General features: G+C 59.0%; 15 protein-coding genes. 8 read left to right on the top strand and 7 right to left on the bottom strand.

The features are described 5' to 3' along the window. Positions 1–69 precede the first annotated feature (69 nt). Complete coding sequence (locus ACQKEK_RS04800) at positions 70–2,250, top strand: patatin-like phospholipase family protein (protein ID WP_499141290.1); 2,181 nt, start codon at positions 70–72, stop codon at positions 2,248–2,250. 28 nt (positions 2,251–2,278) lie between these two features. On the opposite strand, the gene ACQKEK_RS04795 is transcribed toward ACQKEK_RS04800, so the two are convergent. The 3 genes from ACQKEK_RS04795 to recQ all read right to left on the bottom strand — a co-directional run bounded on the left by ACQKEK_RS04795 (position 2,279) and on the right by recQ (position 7,289). After that, complete coding sequence (locus ACQKEK_RS04795; protein WP_499141288.1) at positions 2,279–4,252, bottom strand: FimV/HubP-related protein; 1,974 nt, start codon at positions 4,250–4,252, stop codon at positions 2,279–2,281. 310 nt (positions 4,253–4,562) lie between these two features. Then, positions 4,563–5,000: a MarR family transcriptional regulator gene (locus tag ACQKEK_RS04790; protein ID WP_499141287.1), complete on the bottom strand. Its 438-nt coding sequence runs from the start codon at positions 4,998–5,000 to the stop codon at positions 4,563–4,565. A 165-nt stretch (positions 5,001–5,165) separates the two neighbouring features. After that, complete coding sequence (gene recQ / locus ACQKEK_RS04785; protein WP_128120622.1) at positions 5,166–7,289, bottom strand: DNA helicase RecQ; 2,124 nt, start codon at positions 7,287–7,289, stop codon at positions 5,166–5,168. 242 nt (positions 7,290–7,531) lie between these two features. Here recQ and ACQKEK_RS04780 point away from each other — a divergent pair, with 242 nt between their 5' ends. Further along, positions 7,532–8,119, top strand: a complete 588-nt coding sequence (locus ACQKEK_RS04780; RefSeq protein ID WP_128120621.1) for a UPF0149 family protein — start codon at positions 7,532–7,534, stop codon at positions 8,117–8,119. Positions 8,120–8,133: 14 nt separating this feature from the next. Continuing rightward, a complete protein-coding gene (locus tag ACQKEK_RS04775) occupies positions 8,134–8,535 on the top strand; it encodes a YbaN family protein (RefSeq protein ID WP_499141286.1) in 402 nt (133 codons plus the stop codon). Positions 8,536–8,541: 6 nt separating this feature from the next. Here the strand turns inward: ACQKEK_RS04775 and ACQKEK_RS04770 are convergent, their stop codons facing one another. Beyond that, on the bottom strand, positions 8,542–9,126 hold the full coding sequence (locus ACQKEK_RS04770) for a tRNA-uridine aminocarboxypropyltransferase (RefSeq protein WP_499141284.1): 585 nt from the start codon (positions 9,124–9,126) through the stop codon (positions 8,542–8,544). A 91-nt stretch (positions 9,127–9,217) separates the two neighbouring features. Here ACQKEK_RS04770 and ACQKEK_RS04765 point away from each other — a divergent pair, with 91 nt between their 5' ends. Further along, positions 9,218–9,889, top strand: coding sequence for a glutathione S-transferase family protein (locus tag ACQKEK_RS04765; RefSeq protein ID WP_499141283.1), 672 nt, complete (start codon positions 9,218–9,220; stop codon positions 9,887–9,889). 25 nt (positions 9,890–9,914) lie between these two features. Here the strand turns inward: ACQKEK_RS04765 and ACQKEK_RS04760 are convergent, their stop codons facing one another. Together ACQKEK_RS04760 and aceK are read right to left on the bottom strand one after the other, a co-directional pair. Then, complete coding sequence (locus ACQKEK_RS04760; RefSeq protein WP_256203908.1) at positions 9,915–10,040, bottom strand: PA1414 family protein; 126 nt, start codon at positions 10,038–10,040, stop codon at positions 9,915–9,917. Positions 10,041–10,219: 179 nt separating this feature from the next. Then, positions 10,220–11,941 (bottom strand): bifunctional isocitrate dehydrogenase kinase/phosphatase, encoded by a 1,722-nt coding sequence (aceK, locus tag ACQKEK_RS04755; RefSeq protein ID WP_499141282.1) that lies wholly within the window; start codon positions 11,939–11,941, stop codon positions 10,220–10,222. Between the two features lie 153 nt (positions 11,942–12,094). On the opposite strand from aceK, the gene ACQKEK_RS04750 reads away from it, so the two are divergent. Beyond that, on the top strand, positions 12,095–13,012 hold the full coding sequence (locus tag ACQKEK_RS04750) for a DMT family transporter (RefSeq protein ID WP_499141281.1): 918 nt from the start codon (positions 12,095–12,097) through the stop codon (positions 13,010–13,012). A gap of 71 nt (positions 13,013–13,083) precedes the next feature. Here ACQKEK_RS04750 and cysK read toward each other — a convergent pair whose 3' ends face one another. After that, positions 13,084–14,058: a cysteine synthase A gene (gene cysK / locus ACQKEK_RS04745; RefSeq protein ID WP_045428091.1), complete on the bottom strand. Its 975-nt coding sequence runs from the start codon at positions 14,056–14,058 to the stop codon at positions 13,084–13,086. Between the two features lie 139 nt (positions 14,059–14,197). Between cysK and ACQKEK_RS04740 the strand changes: the two genes are divergently transcribed. From ACQKEK_RS04740 to ACQKEK_RS04730, 3 genes are all read left to right on the top strand, one after another. Then, positions 14,198–15,274, top strand: coding sequence for an AsmA family protein (locus ACQKEK_RS04740; protein WP_499141279.1), 1,077 nt, complete (start codon positions 14,198–14,200; stop codon positions 15,272–15,274). A 141-nt stretch (positions 15,275–15,415) separates the two neighbouring features. Continuing rightward, positions 15,416–16,261 carry an AAA family ATPase gene (locus tag ACQKEK_RS04735; protein WP_499141277.1) on the top strand — a complete coding sequence of 282 codons (846 nt, stop codon included), beginning with the start codon at positions 15,416–15,418 and terminating at the stop codon, positions 16,259–16,261. Between the two features lie 49 nt (positions 16,262–16,310). Beyond that, the gene (locus tag ACQKEK_RS04730; RefSeq protein ID WP_128120615.1) at positions 16,311–16,709 is read left to right on the top strand and encodes a GFA family protein; all 399 of its coding nucleotides are present in this window, start codon (positions 16,311–16,313) and stop codon (positions 16,707–16,709) included. Positions 16,710–16,724 lie beyond the last annotated feature (15 nt).

Raw genomic sequence — 16,724 nt, 5'->3', positions numbered from 1 at the left:
AGGCGCTCGGGTAGCTGACGGGACCCTATAATAGCCGCCATTTCACGTCAGTCCGTTCGGTGTGCCTTCATGTCTCGTCTCCTCTTTCTGCTGATCCTGCTCGTCCCGCTGGCAGGCTTTGCCGAAACCCAGCCGCGCACAGGCCTGGTCCTTTCCGGCGGCGCCGCGAGGGGCCTGGCGCATATCGGCGTGCTTAAGGCGCTGGAAGAACAAGGCGTGCAGATCGATGCAATTGCTGGCACCAGTATGGGTGCTGTGATCGGCGGCCTGTATGCCGCTGGCTACAGTGTCGATGAACTGGAAAAACTGGCACTCGAACTGGACTGGCAGCAGGTGCTTTCCGACGATCCTCCGCGCGAGGACATCCCCTTCCGGCGCAAGCAGGACGACCGGGACTTTCTGGTCAAACGCAAGCTGAGCTTTCGCGACGATGGCAGCCTCGGCCTTCCGCTTGGTGTGATCCAGGGGCAGAACCTGGCGCTGCTGCTCGAACGGCTGTTGGTTCATGCCAGTGACATCCGTGACTTCGACCGTTTGCCAATCCCGTTCCGCGCTGTGGCGACCGATATCGCCAATGACAAGAAAGTCATTTTCCGCAGCGGCCACCTACCCCAGGCCATCCGCGCCAGCATGTCGATCCCGGCCGTCTTTGCCCCGGTCGAAATAGATGGCCGGCTACTGGTCGATGGCGGGATGGTCGACAACGTTCCGATGGATGTCGCTCGCGACATGGGTGTAGACCGTCTGATCGTAGTGGACATCGGCACGCCACTGCTGCCGCGCGAACAGCTGCTGACCGTCGTCGATGTGCTCAACCAGTCGATCACCATGATGACCCGGCGCAACTCCGAAGCGCAGCTGGCCACCCTGAGACCGGAAGACCTGCTGGTGCAACCGATGCTGGCAGCGTTTGGGTCGACCGATTTCGGACGAGCCGAACAGCTGATCGATGCGGGCTATCGTGCTGCCGATGCGCTGGGTGGTCGGCTGGCTACCATGCGCAGCGAAAGCGGCGGCAACCTTTCGCTGAGCCTCGCCCGCTCGGCCGAACCGCGCACCCCGCTGATTACCGCCGTTCGCATCGAGAACGATTCCAAGGTCGGCGATGCAGTGATACGCCGACACATCCGCCAGCAGATCGGCAAGCGGCTGGACGTGCAGGACCTGCAAAAGGACATGGGTACGCTGTACGGACTCGATTACTTCGAACAGGTCGAGTACCGAATCGTCCACGGTAAACCCGGCAATACGCTGGTCGTCACAGCCCGAGAAAAGCGCTCCGGCACCGATTACTTGCGTCTTGGAATCAACCTTTCTGATGATTTTCGCGGCGACAGCGCATTCAACATCGGCGCAAGCTTCCGCAAGAACGGCATCAACGAACTGGGTGCCGAGTGGCTGACGCGGCTGCAACTGGGCGATCGTCAGGAATTCTTCAGTGAGTTCTACCAGCCGTTGGACGCTGGCTCCCGCTGGTTCGTCGCACCGAACCTCATTGCGCAAGCGCAGAACGTCGAGGCTATCCTGGATAACGACCCTATCGCCGAATACCGCCTGCAGCGCTATGGCTATGGGCTAAGCCTGGGTCGACAGATTGCCAATAACGGCGAAATCCGCTTTGGTGTGGGGCAAGCCTGGGGTGAAGCCGACGTTCGCGTCGGTGACCAGCAGCTGCCTGACTTCTCGTTCGAGGAAGGTTACTACCAGCTGCAGTATTCGTTCGACACGGTGGACGACGTCGACTTCCCTCGTGAGGGCGAGGACATCGGACTTACCCTTCGCCAGTACGATCCTAGTCTGGGCTCCGATAGGCGCTATCGTCAGTGGGAGTTTCGCCTGGACAAGGCCTTCAGCTTCGGCCTGGATACGTTGGTATTTGGCGGACGCTACGGACGAACGCTGGATGATGCCGAGATCGTCACCTCAAGCTTTCTGCTCGGCGGCGCACGGCAATTGTCGGGGTTCCGGCAAGACGCCCTGTCCGGCCAGAACATCAGTCTGGCACGCATGATCTATTACCGCCGAATGACACCCCGCTCGTTTCTGCCCCTGGATTTCCCGCTCTATCTGGGTGCGTCATTAGAACGTGGGCGCGCCTGGAACAATGACAACGCGTTTGATAGCGGCTATATCAATGCTGGCAGCATCTTTATCGGCTACGAGACACCGCTGGGGCCGCTGAATTTCAGCTACGGCCTGAACGACGAAGCTGAGCGCGCCCTGTATCTGAATCTGGGGCGAAGTTTCTGATCGGTGCGCCGTCTCTAACCCCGCTCCGTTAGGCGATCATTGCAAGCAACTCGTTGACCTGCTGCCGCTGCGCTGCATCTCCCTCAGTCGCGAGGGTTTCGAGAATGATGCAAGCATTCTCCATGTCGCCCTGCTTGATATACGCAACCGCCTGGTTGAGACGGACCAGGTGTTCGGGATTCGGCTCGAGCTGGCGAAGTTCTTCCGCTGTCGGTTTCGATTCGACCGGCTCCGCATTGCCGAGCAACGATGTCAGCTCGCCAAGCGTCAGTGCCTCATCGAAACCATCGATCAATGGCTGGGCGGGGTACGCCTGTCCGGCTTCCATCGCTGAAGTTTGCGGGACGGGTTCAGATGCAGAGTCCAGAAAGTCTGCCGCCAGTGACTCGTCCAGAACAAAGGTGATATCCGGATCCAGGAACGGCTCAGACGCTGCTGGTTTGGCGACAGAAACCGCCGAAGCCAGAGCGGGATGCAACGCGAGCAGCTGTTCGAGCTGTGCACGCTCGCCCCCCGCCTGCAGATAGGCGTCGGCAGCCACGCAATAACTGGCGACGTTGCCGACCTCAGCAAGAAGCCCGAGATGGCGAAGGCGAATATCGAGTTGTGTCGGCGCCCGCTCGATTCCGCGCGACAGCACGTCAATCGCTTCATCGCGGCGGCCATAGGTGATGTATATATTTGCCGCTTCGAGCACGTCTGTCTCGCTGACAGATGCATGCGCGGGCTGGCGAGGCATTTCTGGCGCAGCCGCGACGGCCACCGGCGGCACGCGCGTCGGCTGGGGAGCGGCAACGGCAACGGGCACCGCATCTGGACATTTGGGTTCGGATTTTTTGCGGCGACTGAACCACAGGCCACCCAACAACATGGAAATCAACACTCCGCCGCCGGGCAACGTCCAGTCCTGCCAGCGAAACGACGAAACAGCCTCGGCTGGGCTCGCCTCAGCTGGCGGCAGCACGATCGGCTGACCCTCCGGCATTATCGCTGGTGCAGATTGCTCCACAGCTGGCGAAGCAACCGCCTGCGGCCGCCCCTGCTCCACTAATTGTGCAGTAACGGCTTCAAGCTGAAGCCGCATGTCGATCAGCATTTGCTTGAGCTGCTGATTCTCTTCACGGCTGGCGGCCAGCTCTTCGAACAGCTGACGACGCAACATGGCTACCTGACCGTCAACGAGTGTCGGATCGGCAGGCGCCGGTGCAGTTGGCTTGGCATCAGCTGTCAGCTGGCTCTGCGCGGTGGTCTCGGCGATCGGCGCTGGCGAAGCGGGCTCTACGGACTCTGCAACGGCTTGTATGGCTGCATCTGGCAACAGCAGATCTGCCCCCGCCTTGAGACGTGCCGCATCACCACCGGCAAAGGCATCGGGATTCAAGGCCTGAATGTCGCGCATGAATTGCGCCTGTGACGCTCGGGTGCGACCTGCGTAGGCGTCGGCGATAGCCCACAGGCTCTCACCGCTAGCCACCCGGTGACGCTTCCCCTGCGACGCTTGCGGCAGCTCGGCAGGCGGCACGAAACGCGCTGGTTCGACACGCGCCGGGCGAGCATCGGCTTGCGGATTACTCACGACGAAACTGCTCGAAACCTCGGACGAACTTGGCATCGGATCAAGCAGAACCGTGTATTCACGGAGCATCCGGCTCTTCGCCCGGGTGATCTCTACCAGGAAGTTGAGATAAGGCTCGCGGACGGGCTTATTGGTCGCAACGCGGATCCGGCTCCGGTTACCGTCGATCACCGGCGTGAAGCGCAGATCCTGCAAAAACGCCAGGCGCTCGACGCCCACACGCGCAAAATCTGCGTTGGAAGCCAACACCACGCGGATGTCATCGACGCCCAGACCGCCTACGTCCAATAGGTCGATTTCGGCACTCAGCGGTTGATTCAGGGCAGAGTTGAGCGTGATGTCGCCCATACCTAGGGCGGAAACCATGCCCGAATAGATCAGCGAGCCAGAGGCCACCGTAAACAAGACTCGACGACCGAGTGCCATGAAACCTCCGCAGGTGGCGTTCGGCGTGCTTCTTCGCCGGTCCACCGTTCGATTACTGAACTGTGACGCGGTTATCGACTGATGCGGAAAAAATTAGAGGCAGTTCGTCGGCGTGCGCGCGAAGGCATTGTGCCATTATTTGCAAAACATAGCCTAGCGTCAAAAGACAAACGGCAGCTGAAGGCAGTGCCTGAATTCGGGCGGCTTATGCACGCGCTTTAGAATGTTGCCGAGACGCCCGGCGCGCCAACCTAGCCATGGCCAGATCGCGCGCAGGCCTGTGCGTAGGAACGCATATGGCAGGGCTGCCTTAACGCTTGGCTTTTACAAGGTTCGCCAAGATGCGTTCATGTACTTGCTGGCACTTACGCAGATCTTCTTCGTCGATCCCGTCGAAGAGTTCGTGGCGAACCTGAGTGGAAATCGCCTCGATTCTTTGGATGAGCGGGCGCGCTGGGGCACCTAGCGTAATGAGTTTGGCGCGGCGATCATCGGGAGCCGGCTGGCGATGGACTAAACCTTGTGCTTCGAGACTGTCCAGTAGCCTCGCCAACGTTGGCCCCTCGACTGCAACACTTTGTGCAAGCTCCCGTTGTGTAGGGTCGTGGTCGAATCGGGCCAGATGCAGTAGAACCAACCATCGCGCCTGAGAAAGGTCGAGGTCTGCTAGACGGCGGTCCAGCTCGGCGCGCCAGCCACGCGAAAGTTGAGCCAACTGCATGGCGAAGCGATGTTGGTCGGGATACATGGAGCGGTCTTTCCGGAAAAACTAATTATTAGCGAGCTAACCACAGCTCCGAGAGGCTGGCAAGGCTACCATCGGCCCGGTACGTAACCCTGTATTGCGGTGCACCGCGCTATCCCGTACAGCGAACAAGCGCAGCGGCAATACGCCGCACCGCTAGACTGACCGTTAGAGTTCGAATTCGGCTTGCAACGATGCTCGTACGCAGAACAAGACCGGCTCGGGGACTCGTCCGGCAAACTGTTCAGCAACGGCCGCAACCGGAGGTAATTCCCCTTCGCCATCAAGGAAGGCTTCCTGGATCTCCCCGAGCAACTCCTCTGGCAGGTCCAGCGCCTGCTCAAGGCTCAACTGCTGCTGGCCTATGGCTTCGGCAAGCATGGCGTAGACGTTCTTTTCGCTGCAATCGAGTTGCCGTGCGATCTGCGCCGGCGTCATGCCCGCGCGGGCCAGAGTGATCAGTTCGTGGCGAACATCGGCTGGCGATTTGGCCGCTGGTGCCGTGCCTTGCAGCACTTCAAGAAACGCTTGGCCGTAACGGTCGAGCTTGCGTGCGCCAACGCCGCTGATGCGCGCCATATCGCTGAGTGTGCCGGGCTGGCTGCGAAGCATCTCCAGAAGCGTCGCGTCCGGGAAAATGACGTAAGGCGGCACACCATGCTCCTCAGCCAGTTTACGGCGTAGGGTGCGCAGTGCTTCCCAGGTCTCACGCTCTTCGCTGCGCACCAGCTGACTCGCTGCGCTCGCGGCGGACTTCGGCGCCTTGGTGGACAGCTCTCGACGCAGCTCCAGGGCAACCTCGCCTCTGAGCAAAGTACGGCAGCTGTCGCTGAGGCGAAGGCCACCGAAACCTTCCAGATCGACGTCGGCCAGCCCGCGGGCGACCAATTGGCGAAACAGTGATCGCCACTCCCCTTCGGACAATGCCTTGCCTACGCCGAATACTGACAAGTGCTGATGACCGAGGCTGCGGATCTTTTCGTTGTCTCGACCAAGGAGGATATCGACCAGGTGACCAACACCGTAGCGCTGGCCGCTGCGGTAGATCGCCGACAGGGCTTGTCGCGCCGGCTCGGTGGCATCCCATGTCTGCACGCCGTCGACACAATTGTCGCAATGCCCGCAGGGCTCCGGCATGTCCTCATCGAAGTACGCCAGCAGCACCTGACGACGGCAACGAGTTTCCTCACAAAGCGAGAGCATCGCGTCGAGTTTGTGCTGCTCGATGCGCTTGTGTCGCTCGTCGCCTTCGGAATTGTTGAGCATCTGCTTGAGGAAGATTACGTCTTGCAGCCCGTATGCCATCCAGGCGTCGGCGGGCAAACCATCGCGACCCGCGCGGCCGGTTTCCTGGTAATAGGCTTCCAGCGATTTCGGCAGATCCAGATGAGCAACGAAACGTACGTTGGGCTTGTCGATGCCCATGCCGAATGCGATGGTCGCAACCATGATCAGGCCTTCCTCATTGAGAAAGCGCCTCTGGTGAAACGCCCGAAGATCATTCGGCAGACCAGCATGGTAGGGCAACGCCGGAAAGCCCTGCTCGGTAAGAAAGGCGGCGATGTCATCAACCTTCTTGCGCGACATGCAATAGATGATTCCGGCGTCACCGCGGCGCTCAGCGAGGAACGCCATGAGCTGCTTGCGAGGCTGTTCCTTCGGCACGATGCGATAGAAGATGTTTGGCCGATCGAAACTTGAAAGGAATCGCTCTGCATTCCCCAGATGCAAGCGCTGGACGATTTCTTCCCGCGTTCGCTTGTCGGCCGTGGCAGTCAGCGCAATTCGTGGGACGCTGGGGAAAAATTCAGCCAGCTGGCCGAGCTGCAGGTACTCAGGACGAAAATCATGCCCCCACTGTGATACGCAGTGCGCCTCATCAATGGCGAACAAACCGATCTGCAAGCGCTGCAAGAACGCCAGCATGCGTGGCTGAACCAGCCGCTCGGGCGCGAGATAAAGCATCTTGATTTCGTTACGGCGCAAACGGTCGGCAATGTCGCGCTGCTGTTCGGGCGTCAAGGTCGAGTTGAGCGCAGCCGCCGCAACGCCCAGTTCCTCGAGCGTAGCCACCTGATCGTCCATCAACGCGATCAGCGGCGACACCACTACGGCCAAGCCGTCGCGAAGCAACGCCGGCACCTGATAACAGAGCGATTTACCGCCGCCGGTCGGCATCAGCACCAGCGCATCGTCGCCGTCGGCCACGCGCTGGATGATCGCACCCTGGTTGCCACGAAACGCGTCGTAGCCGAATACATCTTTTAGAATGCGCTGTGCCTGATCGAGCATGCCGGTCTCCGAAACAAGACGCGCGAGTATACGCGACACAGCCGTCCGGTTCAGGCAGAACACTGCTCCTGCGATAGTTGGTGCCCCACGGCGGTACGGCGGAACTCCGGGCGAAATTTTCAATCAGTCGAAGACGCAGTGGCAGGAAATGCCCGCAGCCGCCGCAGCGTCAAAGCGCGCGGTAGCCTGAGGCCTGCAGCTCGTCTAGAATCAGCGCTGTTTTCTCTCCAAGGTAGCCATCGATGTCCTTCGCCGAGCAACTCGCCCGCCTGCAAGTGTTTCTGGATGCAGATGATCTGCACGAAGAAGCCCTCGATTACATCGCCGCCCATGGCTATCTCACCGCCTTGTGCATCTGTTCGGAGCAAGTGCCGGAACGCGAATGGATCGACGCGCTGTTTGCCGAGCCGCCAAAATATGCGGACGACACCGAGCGCGAAGCCATCGAGGCGACGCTGATCCAGCTCAAGGCACACATTGCACGGCAACTGGCCAGTGATGAAGACATGGAGCTCCCCTGCGAACTCGACATGGGCGACGAGCCTGACGAATCCGACCTGCGCGGCTGGTGCATCGGCTTCATGGAAGGCGTGTTCATGCGCGAGTCGGTGTGGTTCGAAGATTCCGAAGAGGAAGTCAGCGAGCTGCTGTTGCCGATCATGGTCGGATCAGGTCTTTTCGACGAGCAACCCGAATTCAGCGATATCGCCACAGATCCGAACCTGGTCGCGGAGATGGTCGAGCAGATTCCAGAGATCCTTACGGCGCTGTACCTGATCTGTCACGCACCTGAAGAGAAGCCCGCGCTTCTCAAACCTCGCAAGCACTGACGCCGGATAGCCTCTTGGCTCACCGCGATATTCCAACGTATCGCAATCCAGTAGCACGTTATGTGCTGCTGGTGATCGGTTGGTTAAGCGTCACGCTCGGCATCATCGGAATCTTCCTGCCGGTCCTGCCAACCACGCCCTTTCTTCTTCTTGCTGCTGCCTGCTTCGTCCGTAGCTCTCGTCGTTTCTACGACTGGCTGGTGACACACCCCCGGCTAGGTCCTTGGTTCCGCGATTACCTGGAAGGTAAAGGCATCCCACTCAAGGGCAAGGTTTACGCTATTACGACCATGTGGATCAGCATCGGCGTCTCCTGCTGGCTGGTACCGATGTTCTGGGCGCGTATCGGCATGCTGACCAGCGCAACGCTGGTCAGCCTCTATATCCTCCGCATGAAAACCATCCCTGCCCGCTGAGAAACCTCAGCCCTCACGGCCATGATTACGCTGGTAGGTTTCTTGGCCCATCGCATCTATCTGCGCCTCGATCAAGGCTTCAAACGGACGAAGCAATCTATCGAACCGCCCTTCGCCCTCCAGTATGTTCAACGCCGTGACAATGGCTTCGAGGGTTGAAAGCGCACCTGGCGCCGGCGCCTTCCGCAAGCGGTAACGGGAGACGAGCCCCGTGGGCAGTGAAACGCGAGGCAAGGTCGCCAGCTCGGGATTGAGATGCAGCATTTTGCGCGCCTTTCGCCAGGTGCCATCGGGGACGACCAGTCGCAACGGTTTCTCACCCTGCGCCAGGCGTTCCAGCGGAATGGCATCCTCCCCGGGAAATAGCAGATAGTTGTTACGCTCATCGGCTGGAACGCTGACGACTTCGCCCACCACCAGCTTTGCACTGCGCAGCCCCAAGACGGCCAATCGAGCCGTGTTGAGCGCATGCGCGGTTTCGCTGGGGTGCTGCAGGATAAGCACCTGCGTCTCGCTAGTTAGCGAGGGGATCAACGGGCACAAGCAGTGGCTGGAAGGCCGCTGACAGTACGGGCATTGCGGACGGGACATGACTTCTCCTGTGGTCGACGAAGTCTGCCATATCGCACGCAACGGCAGGCTATGCTGGTCCCACTCACTGAAAACTGGGAGGCAGTCGCCAATGATCACGCTCCACCATCTGGAAAACTCTCGCTCGCAACGTGTGCTGTGGCTGCTAGAGGAGCTGCAGCTACCCTACGAAATCAAGCGTTACGCCCGGGACCCGAAAACCATGCTGGCGCCGCCCGAGCTGAAGCAGGTGCACCCGCTGGGTAAATCCCCCGTGATTACTGACGGCGATCTCACCCTCGCCGAGTCCGCAACCATTCTGGAGTATCTGGTCGAACGCTACAGCGAAGGCCGGCTAGCGCCCACTGCCGGTACCCCGGAATACCTTCGTTTTCGTTATTGGATGCATTACGCGGAGGGCTCGGCAATGCCGCCCCTGCTGCTACGACTGGTCTTCGATCGCGTCGCCAACGGACCGATGCCATTTTTCATCCGGCCCGTGGCCCGAGCGATCGCCAAAGGAGCCAATCAAGCGTTCATCGGCCCGCAGCTCAAGCTGCATCTGGACTACATGGAAAGCGAGTTATCCAAGACGCAATGGTTCGCGGGCGAAGATTTCACCGTCGCGGACATTCAGATGAGCTTTCCGCTAGAAGCCGCTCAGGCGCGCGCAGGCCTAGACGCGAGTCGGCCAAACCTGACGGCATTCTTGAAGCGTATAAGAGAGCGACCCGCTTATCAGCGCGCCGTTGAAAAAGGTGGTCCGGTGATGCCGGGGCGCTAGAGCTACCGCACCCGGCCCGCCGAGGTCAGCGACGCTGGGCCGCTGCTTTGTCTCGTTGCGCTCGTACCGGGATCGGCTGCAAACGAGGCGGTTCGACAAACCCAAGCGCCACTGCCAGATTCCAGCACACACTATTGAGCAATGCTTTCATGACTAACCCCTCCTGCTTGATACGGGTTTTTGGTGGAGCCCTGGGACTTCGACATCAGCATAACCCAACAATCGCAACATAACCTGCAAGAGGTGTTGCAGAGTATTCAGCCAACGCGCCGTTTGTCCGGCTCTTATGAATAGCGACCCGCACTGTCCAAAAGCGTTCGCCTGGCGCGACTACTGGGCAGTCTGCATCTTGCGACGATAGGGAAAGACATCGATCACCTTGCCGTCGCTGATTGCCTGCTGCAGGCCCTTCCAATAGTTAGCGTCGTAGAGCTCTCCATGCAGCTTCGCGAACAGCCGGCGCTGCCCGATATCGGCAAACAGAAAGCGGGGGAACTCCTCCGGGAACACATCGTTGGGCCCTACGGAATACCAGGGCTCAGATGCCATTTCATCTTCGGGGTATCGAGGCTCGGGTATGTAGCGGAAATTGACCTCGGTGAGAAAGCATATCTCGTCGTAATCGTAGAACACGACGCGGCCATGGCGGGTCACACCGAAGTTCTTCAGCAGCATGTCTCCGGGGAAGATGTTGGCAGCCGCCAGTTGCTTGATAGCCAGCCCGTAGTCTTCCAACGCTTCATGGACCTGCTGTTCGCTTGCGTTTTCCACGTACAGGTTCAACGGGGTCATTCGCCGCTCGGTCCAGCAGTGACGCACCAGTACCGTATCGCCTTGGACCTCGACCGTAGAGGGTGCAACCTCAAGCAATTCAGCGAGGCACTCTGGTTCGAATTTAGCTTTTGGAAAGCGGAAATCGGCGAACTCCTGCGTGTCCGCCATGCGCCCTACCCGGTCGACACTTTTCACCAAGCGGTACTTTTCCACCACCGTCGCACGGTTAACGTTCTTGGTATGGGAAAAGCGATCCTTGATGATCTTGAACACGGTATTGAAGCCAGGCAGCGTGAACACGCTCATCACCATCCCGCGCACGCCGGGCGCCATGATGAAGCGGTCGTCAGTGCTAGCCAGATGGTTAATCAGCGCCCGGTAGAACTCCGATTTACCGTGTTTGTAGAAGCCGATCGAGGTATAGAGCTCGGCGATGTGCTTGCCGGGCATGATCTGCTTGAGAAAGCCGATGAACTCCGCCGGGATAGAAACTTCCACCATGAAGTACGAGCGGGTGAAGGAGAAGATGATCGAAACTTCCGCCTCATCGGTAATCAGGGCATCGGCAACCAATCCATCGCCTTCCCGGTGCAACAGCGGGATCACCAGCGGCCATTGCTCGTCGCAGGTGAAGATGCGCCCCACAAGATAGGCGCCTTTGTTGCGATACAGCACCGAGGTGAAGAGCTCGACGACGAGTTCCGGATCCTTGCAGACCCAATCGGGTAAGGACACCTGCAGCTGAGTCTCGAGCCGCTGCAAATCTCCTTCCCGATCAGCGTAGGGCACGTCGAACGCAAAATCGCTGAGAATCTGTTCGAGCACACCGTGCAGATCACCACTGGGTTGGTAGCGCCGCGTCTGCGCCATTCGCTGGGCGCGGTTAGCCGGCCGCGTGGTGTGGATGAACATGGTGCTGTCATTGATGCAGTCATGGCTGAACAAGGTGCAGAAGATCGAGTTGTACCAAGTTTCCGAAAGCTCATCGTCAAAGCGTGGATTAATCAGTCCAATGTATTCACCTTTGACCTGCGGCCAACGGTTCACGTCGAGCAGAACCCCTGGTTCCACGGCAGAGCGCAAGGCTGCCGCCGTCTCGCTGACTTTTTCTTCGTACAAGTTAATACGGGCCGCCGATGCACGCTGGGCATCTTGCCACCGGGCTTGCTCGAAGCGTGCCCGGGCGCCCTCAGTGATTAACCTGAAATGTTCGCGGTAGTCATCGAAGCCCAGAAGGATCTGCTGGGCGATCTCGAGATTCGGCGAATGCTGCGCCATATCATTTATCCCGCTGCATGAAAGCGTCGAGCTTATCCACAGCAACTTCTCAATGAAAGCGAGTCAGCTCAACGGGCGTTTTGAAAGCGAGTTTAGAGTTGTCAGGCGAGCCCGCCTCACCAACACTGACGACTCGACCGCCGGAGCTCTGCTATGCGACTTCTCGACTTGTTGCGTCTGCTCAGTCTTGCCGCTATCTGGGGTGCCAGCTTTCTCTTCATGCGAATCATCGCGCCGGAGCTTGGCACCTTTCCCACCGCTTTCTTCCGTGTGCTGTTCGCTTGCATAGGCCTGCTGGCGATTCTGGCGCTCATGCGGACCCGCTGGGATTTTCGCGGCAAACTCAAGCTGTGCCTGATCCTGGGCATGATCAACTCAGGCGTTCCGTTCGCTCTCTATGCCTTAGCGGCGCAATTCCTACCGACTGGCTATTCGGCGATCTTCAATGCGACCACACCGATGATGGGCGTACTCATCGGCGCATTATTCTTCGCCGAAGCACTGACTGCAGCAAAACTGGTCGGCGTGCTGTTCGGCCTGAGCGGCGTTGCGCTGCTGACTCGCACCGGTCCTGTCGCATTCGATCTACAACTGCTGATCGGTGCACTCGCCTGCCTGGGCGCAACCGCGTGCTATGGATTTGGCGGCTTCCTAACCCGGCGCTGGATCAACCAACATGGCGGCTTGACCAGCGAACTGGTCGCCTTTGGAAGCCAGGTCGGCGCGGCACTATGTTTGCTGCCGCTGTTCGCCATTTCTTTGCTGACAGCACCGCCTGTTTCCTGGGGCGGCAGCACCGTCTGGCTAAGCCTTGCTGGCCTCGGCATCGTTTGCACGGCCTTTGCCTACATTCTTTACTTCCGTTTGCTTGCCGATATCGGTCCGGTTCGAACGCTGACGGTGACGTTCATCATTCCGCCGTTTGGGGTGCTATGGGGAGCTCTGTTTCTGGGCGAACCGCTGGACTGGGCCTACGCCTACGGTGGCGCGCTGATCGCCGTGGCGCTCTGGCTCGTGCTGAAACAGGCACCATCCGCAGTTGAGACTGCGCCCCAACCCCAACGCGGCTAGACGGGTTTGGCGCCGCGCGCCTGGCCTCTGGTGGCTGCGCCAGGCTGCAACACATCCCGGCGCAGCGTTGATTACTGCTGCAACTCTTGCTCGCCGAACATATCGGAGAACAGCATGGACGACAGGTAGCGCTCACCTGAGTCGGGCAGGATCACCACGATGTTCTTGCCCTGCATTTCCGGCTTTTCGGCCAGACGTACCGCCGCCGCCATTGCAGCACCGCAGGAGATCCCACAGAGGATGCCTTCTTCGCGCATCAGGCGCAGCGCCATGGCCTTTGACTCATCATCATCGACACGCTCGACCTGATCGACGATCGACAAATCCAGATTCTTCGGCACAAAGCCGGCACCGATCCCCTGAATCTTGTGCGGACTCGGTTTGACTTCTTCGCCCGCCAGGGTCTGGCTGATTACAGGGGAGCTGACCGGCTCTACCGCAACGCTCAGGATCTGCTTGCCCTTGGTGTTCTTGATATAGCGCGACACGCCAGTGATGGTGCCACCTGTTCCCACGCCCGCCACCAGCACGTCGATACTGCCTTCGGTGTCGTTCCAGATTTCCGGCCCGGTGGTTTTTTCGTGAATGGCAGGGTTAGACGGATTTTCGAACTGTTGCGGCATGAAATAGTTGTCAGGATCGGATGCTGCAATCTCGGCGGCTTTCTCGATCGCACCTTTCATGCCTTTTGCCGGTTCAGTGAGCACTAGCTCAGCGCCGAGCGCCTTCAATACCTTGCGGCGCTCCAGACTCATCGAGGCCGGCATGGTCAGCATCAGCTTGTAGCCACGCGCCGCGGCAACGAAGGCCAAGCCAATGCCCGTGTTCCCAGAGGTCGGCTCAACCAGCGTCATACCTGGCTTCAGGCGTCCCTTTTCTTCGGCATCCCAGATCATCGCCGCGCCGATCCGGCACTTGACTGAATAAGCCGGGTTTCGACCCTCGATCTTGGCCATGATGCTGACGCCCTTAGGCCCCAGACGGTTGATCATTACAAGTGGCGTGTTGCCGATGGTTTGCGCGTTGTCTGCGAAGATGCGGCTCATGACGGTATCCCTGCGATGAAAAAACCAAGACTCGTCAGCCTAAGCGCAGTCTCTCGACTCGTCCAGCCGAACTCATAGTTGGCGACAAGGGTCCATCCAGAAGCAGAGCCGCCCATGTTTCCGCTCGATCAGGCCTCCAATGAAGACACGTTATCGCCGCCCGCTGTGGGTCTTGTTGTCACTTGCACTACTGGTATTGGTTATTCATCTGGCACTGCCCTACGTAGTACTTAACTACCTGAACGGCAAACTTGCGGATTTGGGAGACTACCGAGGCCACATCGAAGACGTCGACCTCGCCTGGTGGCGTGGCGCCTATCGGCTCGATGGTCTGGTGATTGACAAAAAAAACCAGCAAGTCCAGGCGCCGCTGTTTACCGCAAACGCTGTCGATATCGGTCTTAGTTGGCGGGCGCTGTGGAAAGATCAAGCGCTGGTTGGTGAGATCATTTTGGAACAGCCCCACCTGAACTTCGTCGACGGTGAGCAAAAGGAAAGCTCGCAAACGGGCGATGGGGTCGATTGGCGTGATCGCCTCAATGGTTTGATGCCGTTTACGCTCAATGAACTGAAAGTCGTCGACGGGCAAGTCTCGTTTCGTAACTTCCAGGCAGATCCGCCCGTTCATGTCTATGCCAGCGCGATCGATGCCAGCCTCTTCAACCTGACCAACACTGCGGATCAGAAGCAAGGGCGCGTCGCGCGATTCGAGGGCAATGCCCAGTTGTTCAATCAGGCGCCGATGGAAGCCAGCGCACAGTTCGATCCCTATACAGACTGGGAAGACTTCCAGTTCAGCCTGCGTGTTACAGACGTCGATCTGACCAAACTGAATGACTTCAGCAACGCCTACGGAAGCTTTGATTTCGCAGGCGGCACTGGCGATCTGGTGATTGAAGTCGAGGCCACCGACGCTCAGCTGGACGGCTATATCAAGCCGCTGCTGCGTAACGTCGAAGTATTCAACTTCGAGCAAGACGTTAAGAACGAAGACAAAGGTTTCTTTCGCGGTATCTGGGAAGCGGTTGTTGGCGGTGGTGAGGAAGTGCTACAGAACCAGCGCAAGGAACAATTCGCCACGCGCGTAGAGCTGGATGGCAGTACCAAGAACACCGACGTAAGCCCTTTCCAAGCATTCATCGCAATCCTGCGTAACGCCTTCGTAGAGGCCTTCTCGGCGCGCTTCGAGCGCTCGCTGAGTGAAAATGACGAGTAAGCGCGAACATCGACGGAAAGGTCGCCCATTCAGTGACTGAATGATCCGCTCACGTTCACACTCGGGCGCCCATCACTTATAGTCGGTCGTCTAAATCAACATGAAGTGCCTGCGTGCCAGGCCCGATCCAAGGAAACTCCGATGAAGTTCGAAGGCACCCAGTCCTACGTCGCCACCGACGATCTCAAACTTGCCGTTAATGCGGCCATCACCCTGGAGCGTCCGCTTCTGGTGAAAGGCGAGCCGGGCACTGGTAAAACCATGCTGGCCGAGCAACTGGCTGAATCATTTGGCGCGCAGCTGATCACCTGGCATATCAAATCCACCACCAAAGCCCATCAGGGGCTTTACGAGTACGACGCCGTCAGCCGACTGCGTGACTCGCAGCTGGACTCCGACCGCGTCCACGACGTACGCAACTACATCAAGAAGGGCAAGCTGTGGGAGGCGTTCGAGTCCGAGCAGCGCGTCATCCTGCTGATCGACGAGATCGACAAGGCCGATATCGAGTTCCCCAACGATCTGCTGCAAGAACTCGACAAGATGGAGTTCTACGTTTACGAGACCAACGAAACCATCAAGGCCAAGCAGCGGCCGATCATCATCATCACCTCGAACAACGAGAAGGAACTGCCCGACGCCTTCCTGCGCCGCTGTTTCTTCCACTACATCGCCTTCCCTGATCGCGACACGCTGCAGCGGATCGTCGAAGTGCACTACCCCAATATCAAGAAGGATCTGGTGGCCGAAGCGCTCGATGTGTTCTTTGATGTCCGTAAGGTGCCAGGCCTGAAGAAGAAGCCGTCCACCAGCGAGCTGGTCGACTGGCTGAAACTGTTGATGGCCGACAACATCGGCGAAGCCGTCCTGCGCGAGCGCGATCCGACCAAGGCGATCCCGCCGTTGGCCGGCGCCCTGGTGAAAAACGAGCAGGACGTGCAATTGCTTGAACGTCTGGCGTTCATGAGTCGTCGCGCCAGTCGCTGACCGGCGGCGGCTCACAGGAGTCGGACGCCTCACTTACTGGAGAAGATCCATGCAAACGCATACCGGTAGTTGCCTCTGTGGCGTCGTTCGTTATCGCATCGACGCTCCGATCAACGAGCTGACCCATTGTCACTGCAAGATGTGTCGCAAAGCCCACGGTGCGGCTTTTGCCACTTATGCGGGCGTGCCGCTGGATGCGTTTCACTTTCTCTCCGGCAAGGATCAGTTGGGTGTCTATCACTCGTCCGACCATGTGACTCGGACGTTCTGCATTCGCTGCGGCTCCAACCTGCAATTCGTCGACAACCGCGAGCATGAGCTCGGCGTTGCTGCCGGCACGCTCGACTCGCCGTTGCCCGCCCCGTCTCAGGAGCACATCTTTGTGGGCTCGAAGGCGGACTGGTACGAGATCCGCGACGGACTCCCGACGCACGACGAAGACCGCTGACCATTAATACAAGGT

This window comes from Pseudomonas sp. NPDC077408 (assembly GCF_050269105.1).
Taxonomy (GTDB): Bacteria; Pseudomonadota; Gammaproteobacteria; order Pseudomonadales; family Pseudomonadaceae; genus Stutzerimonas.
This window is presented reverse-complemented; position numbering and strand designations above follow the sequence as displayed.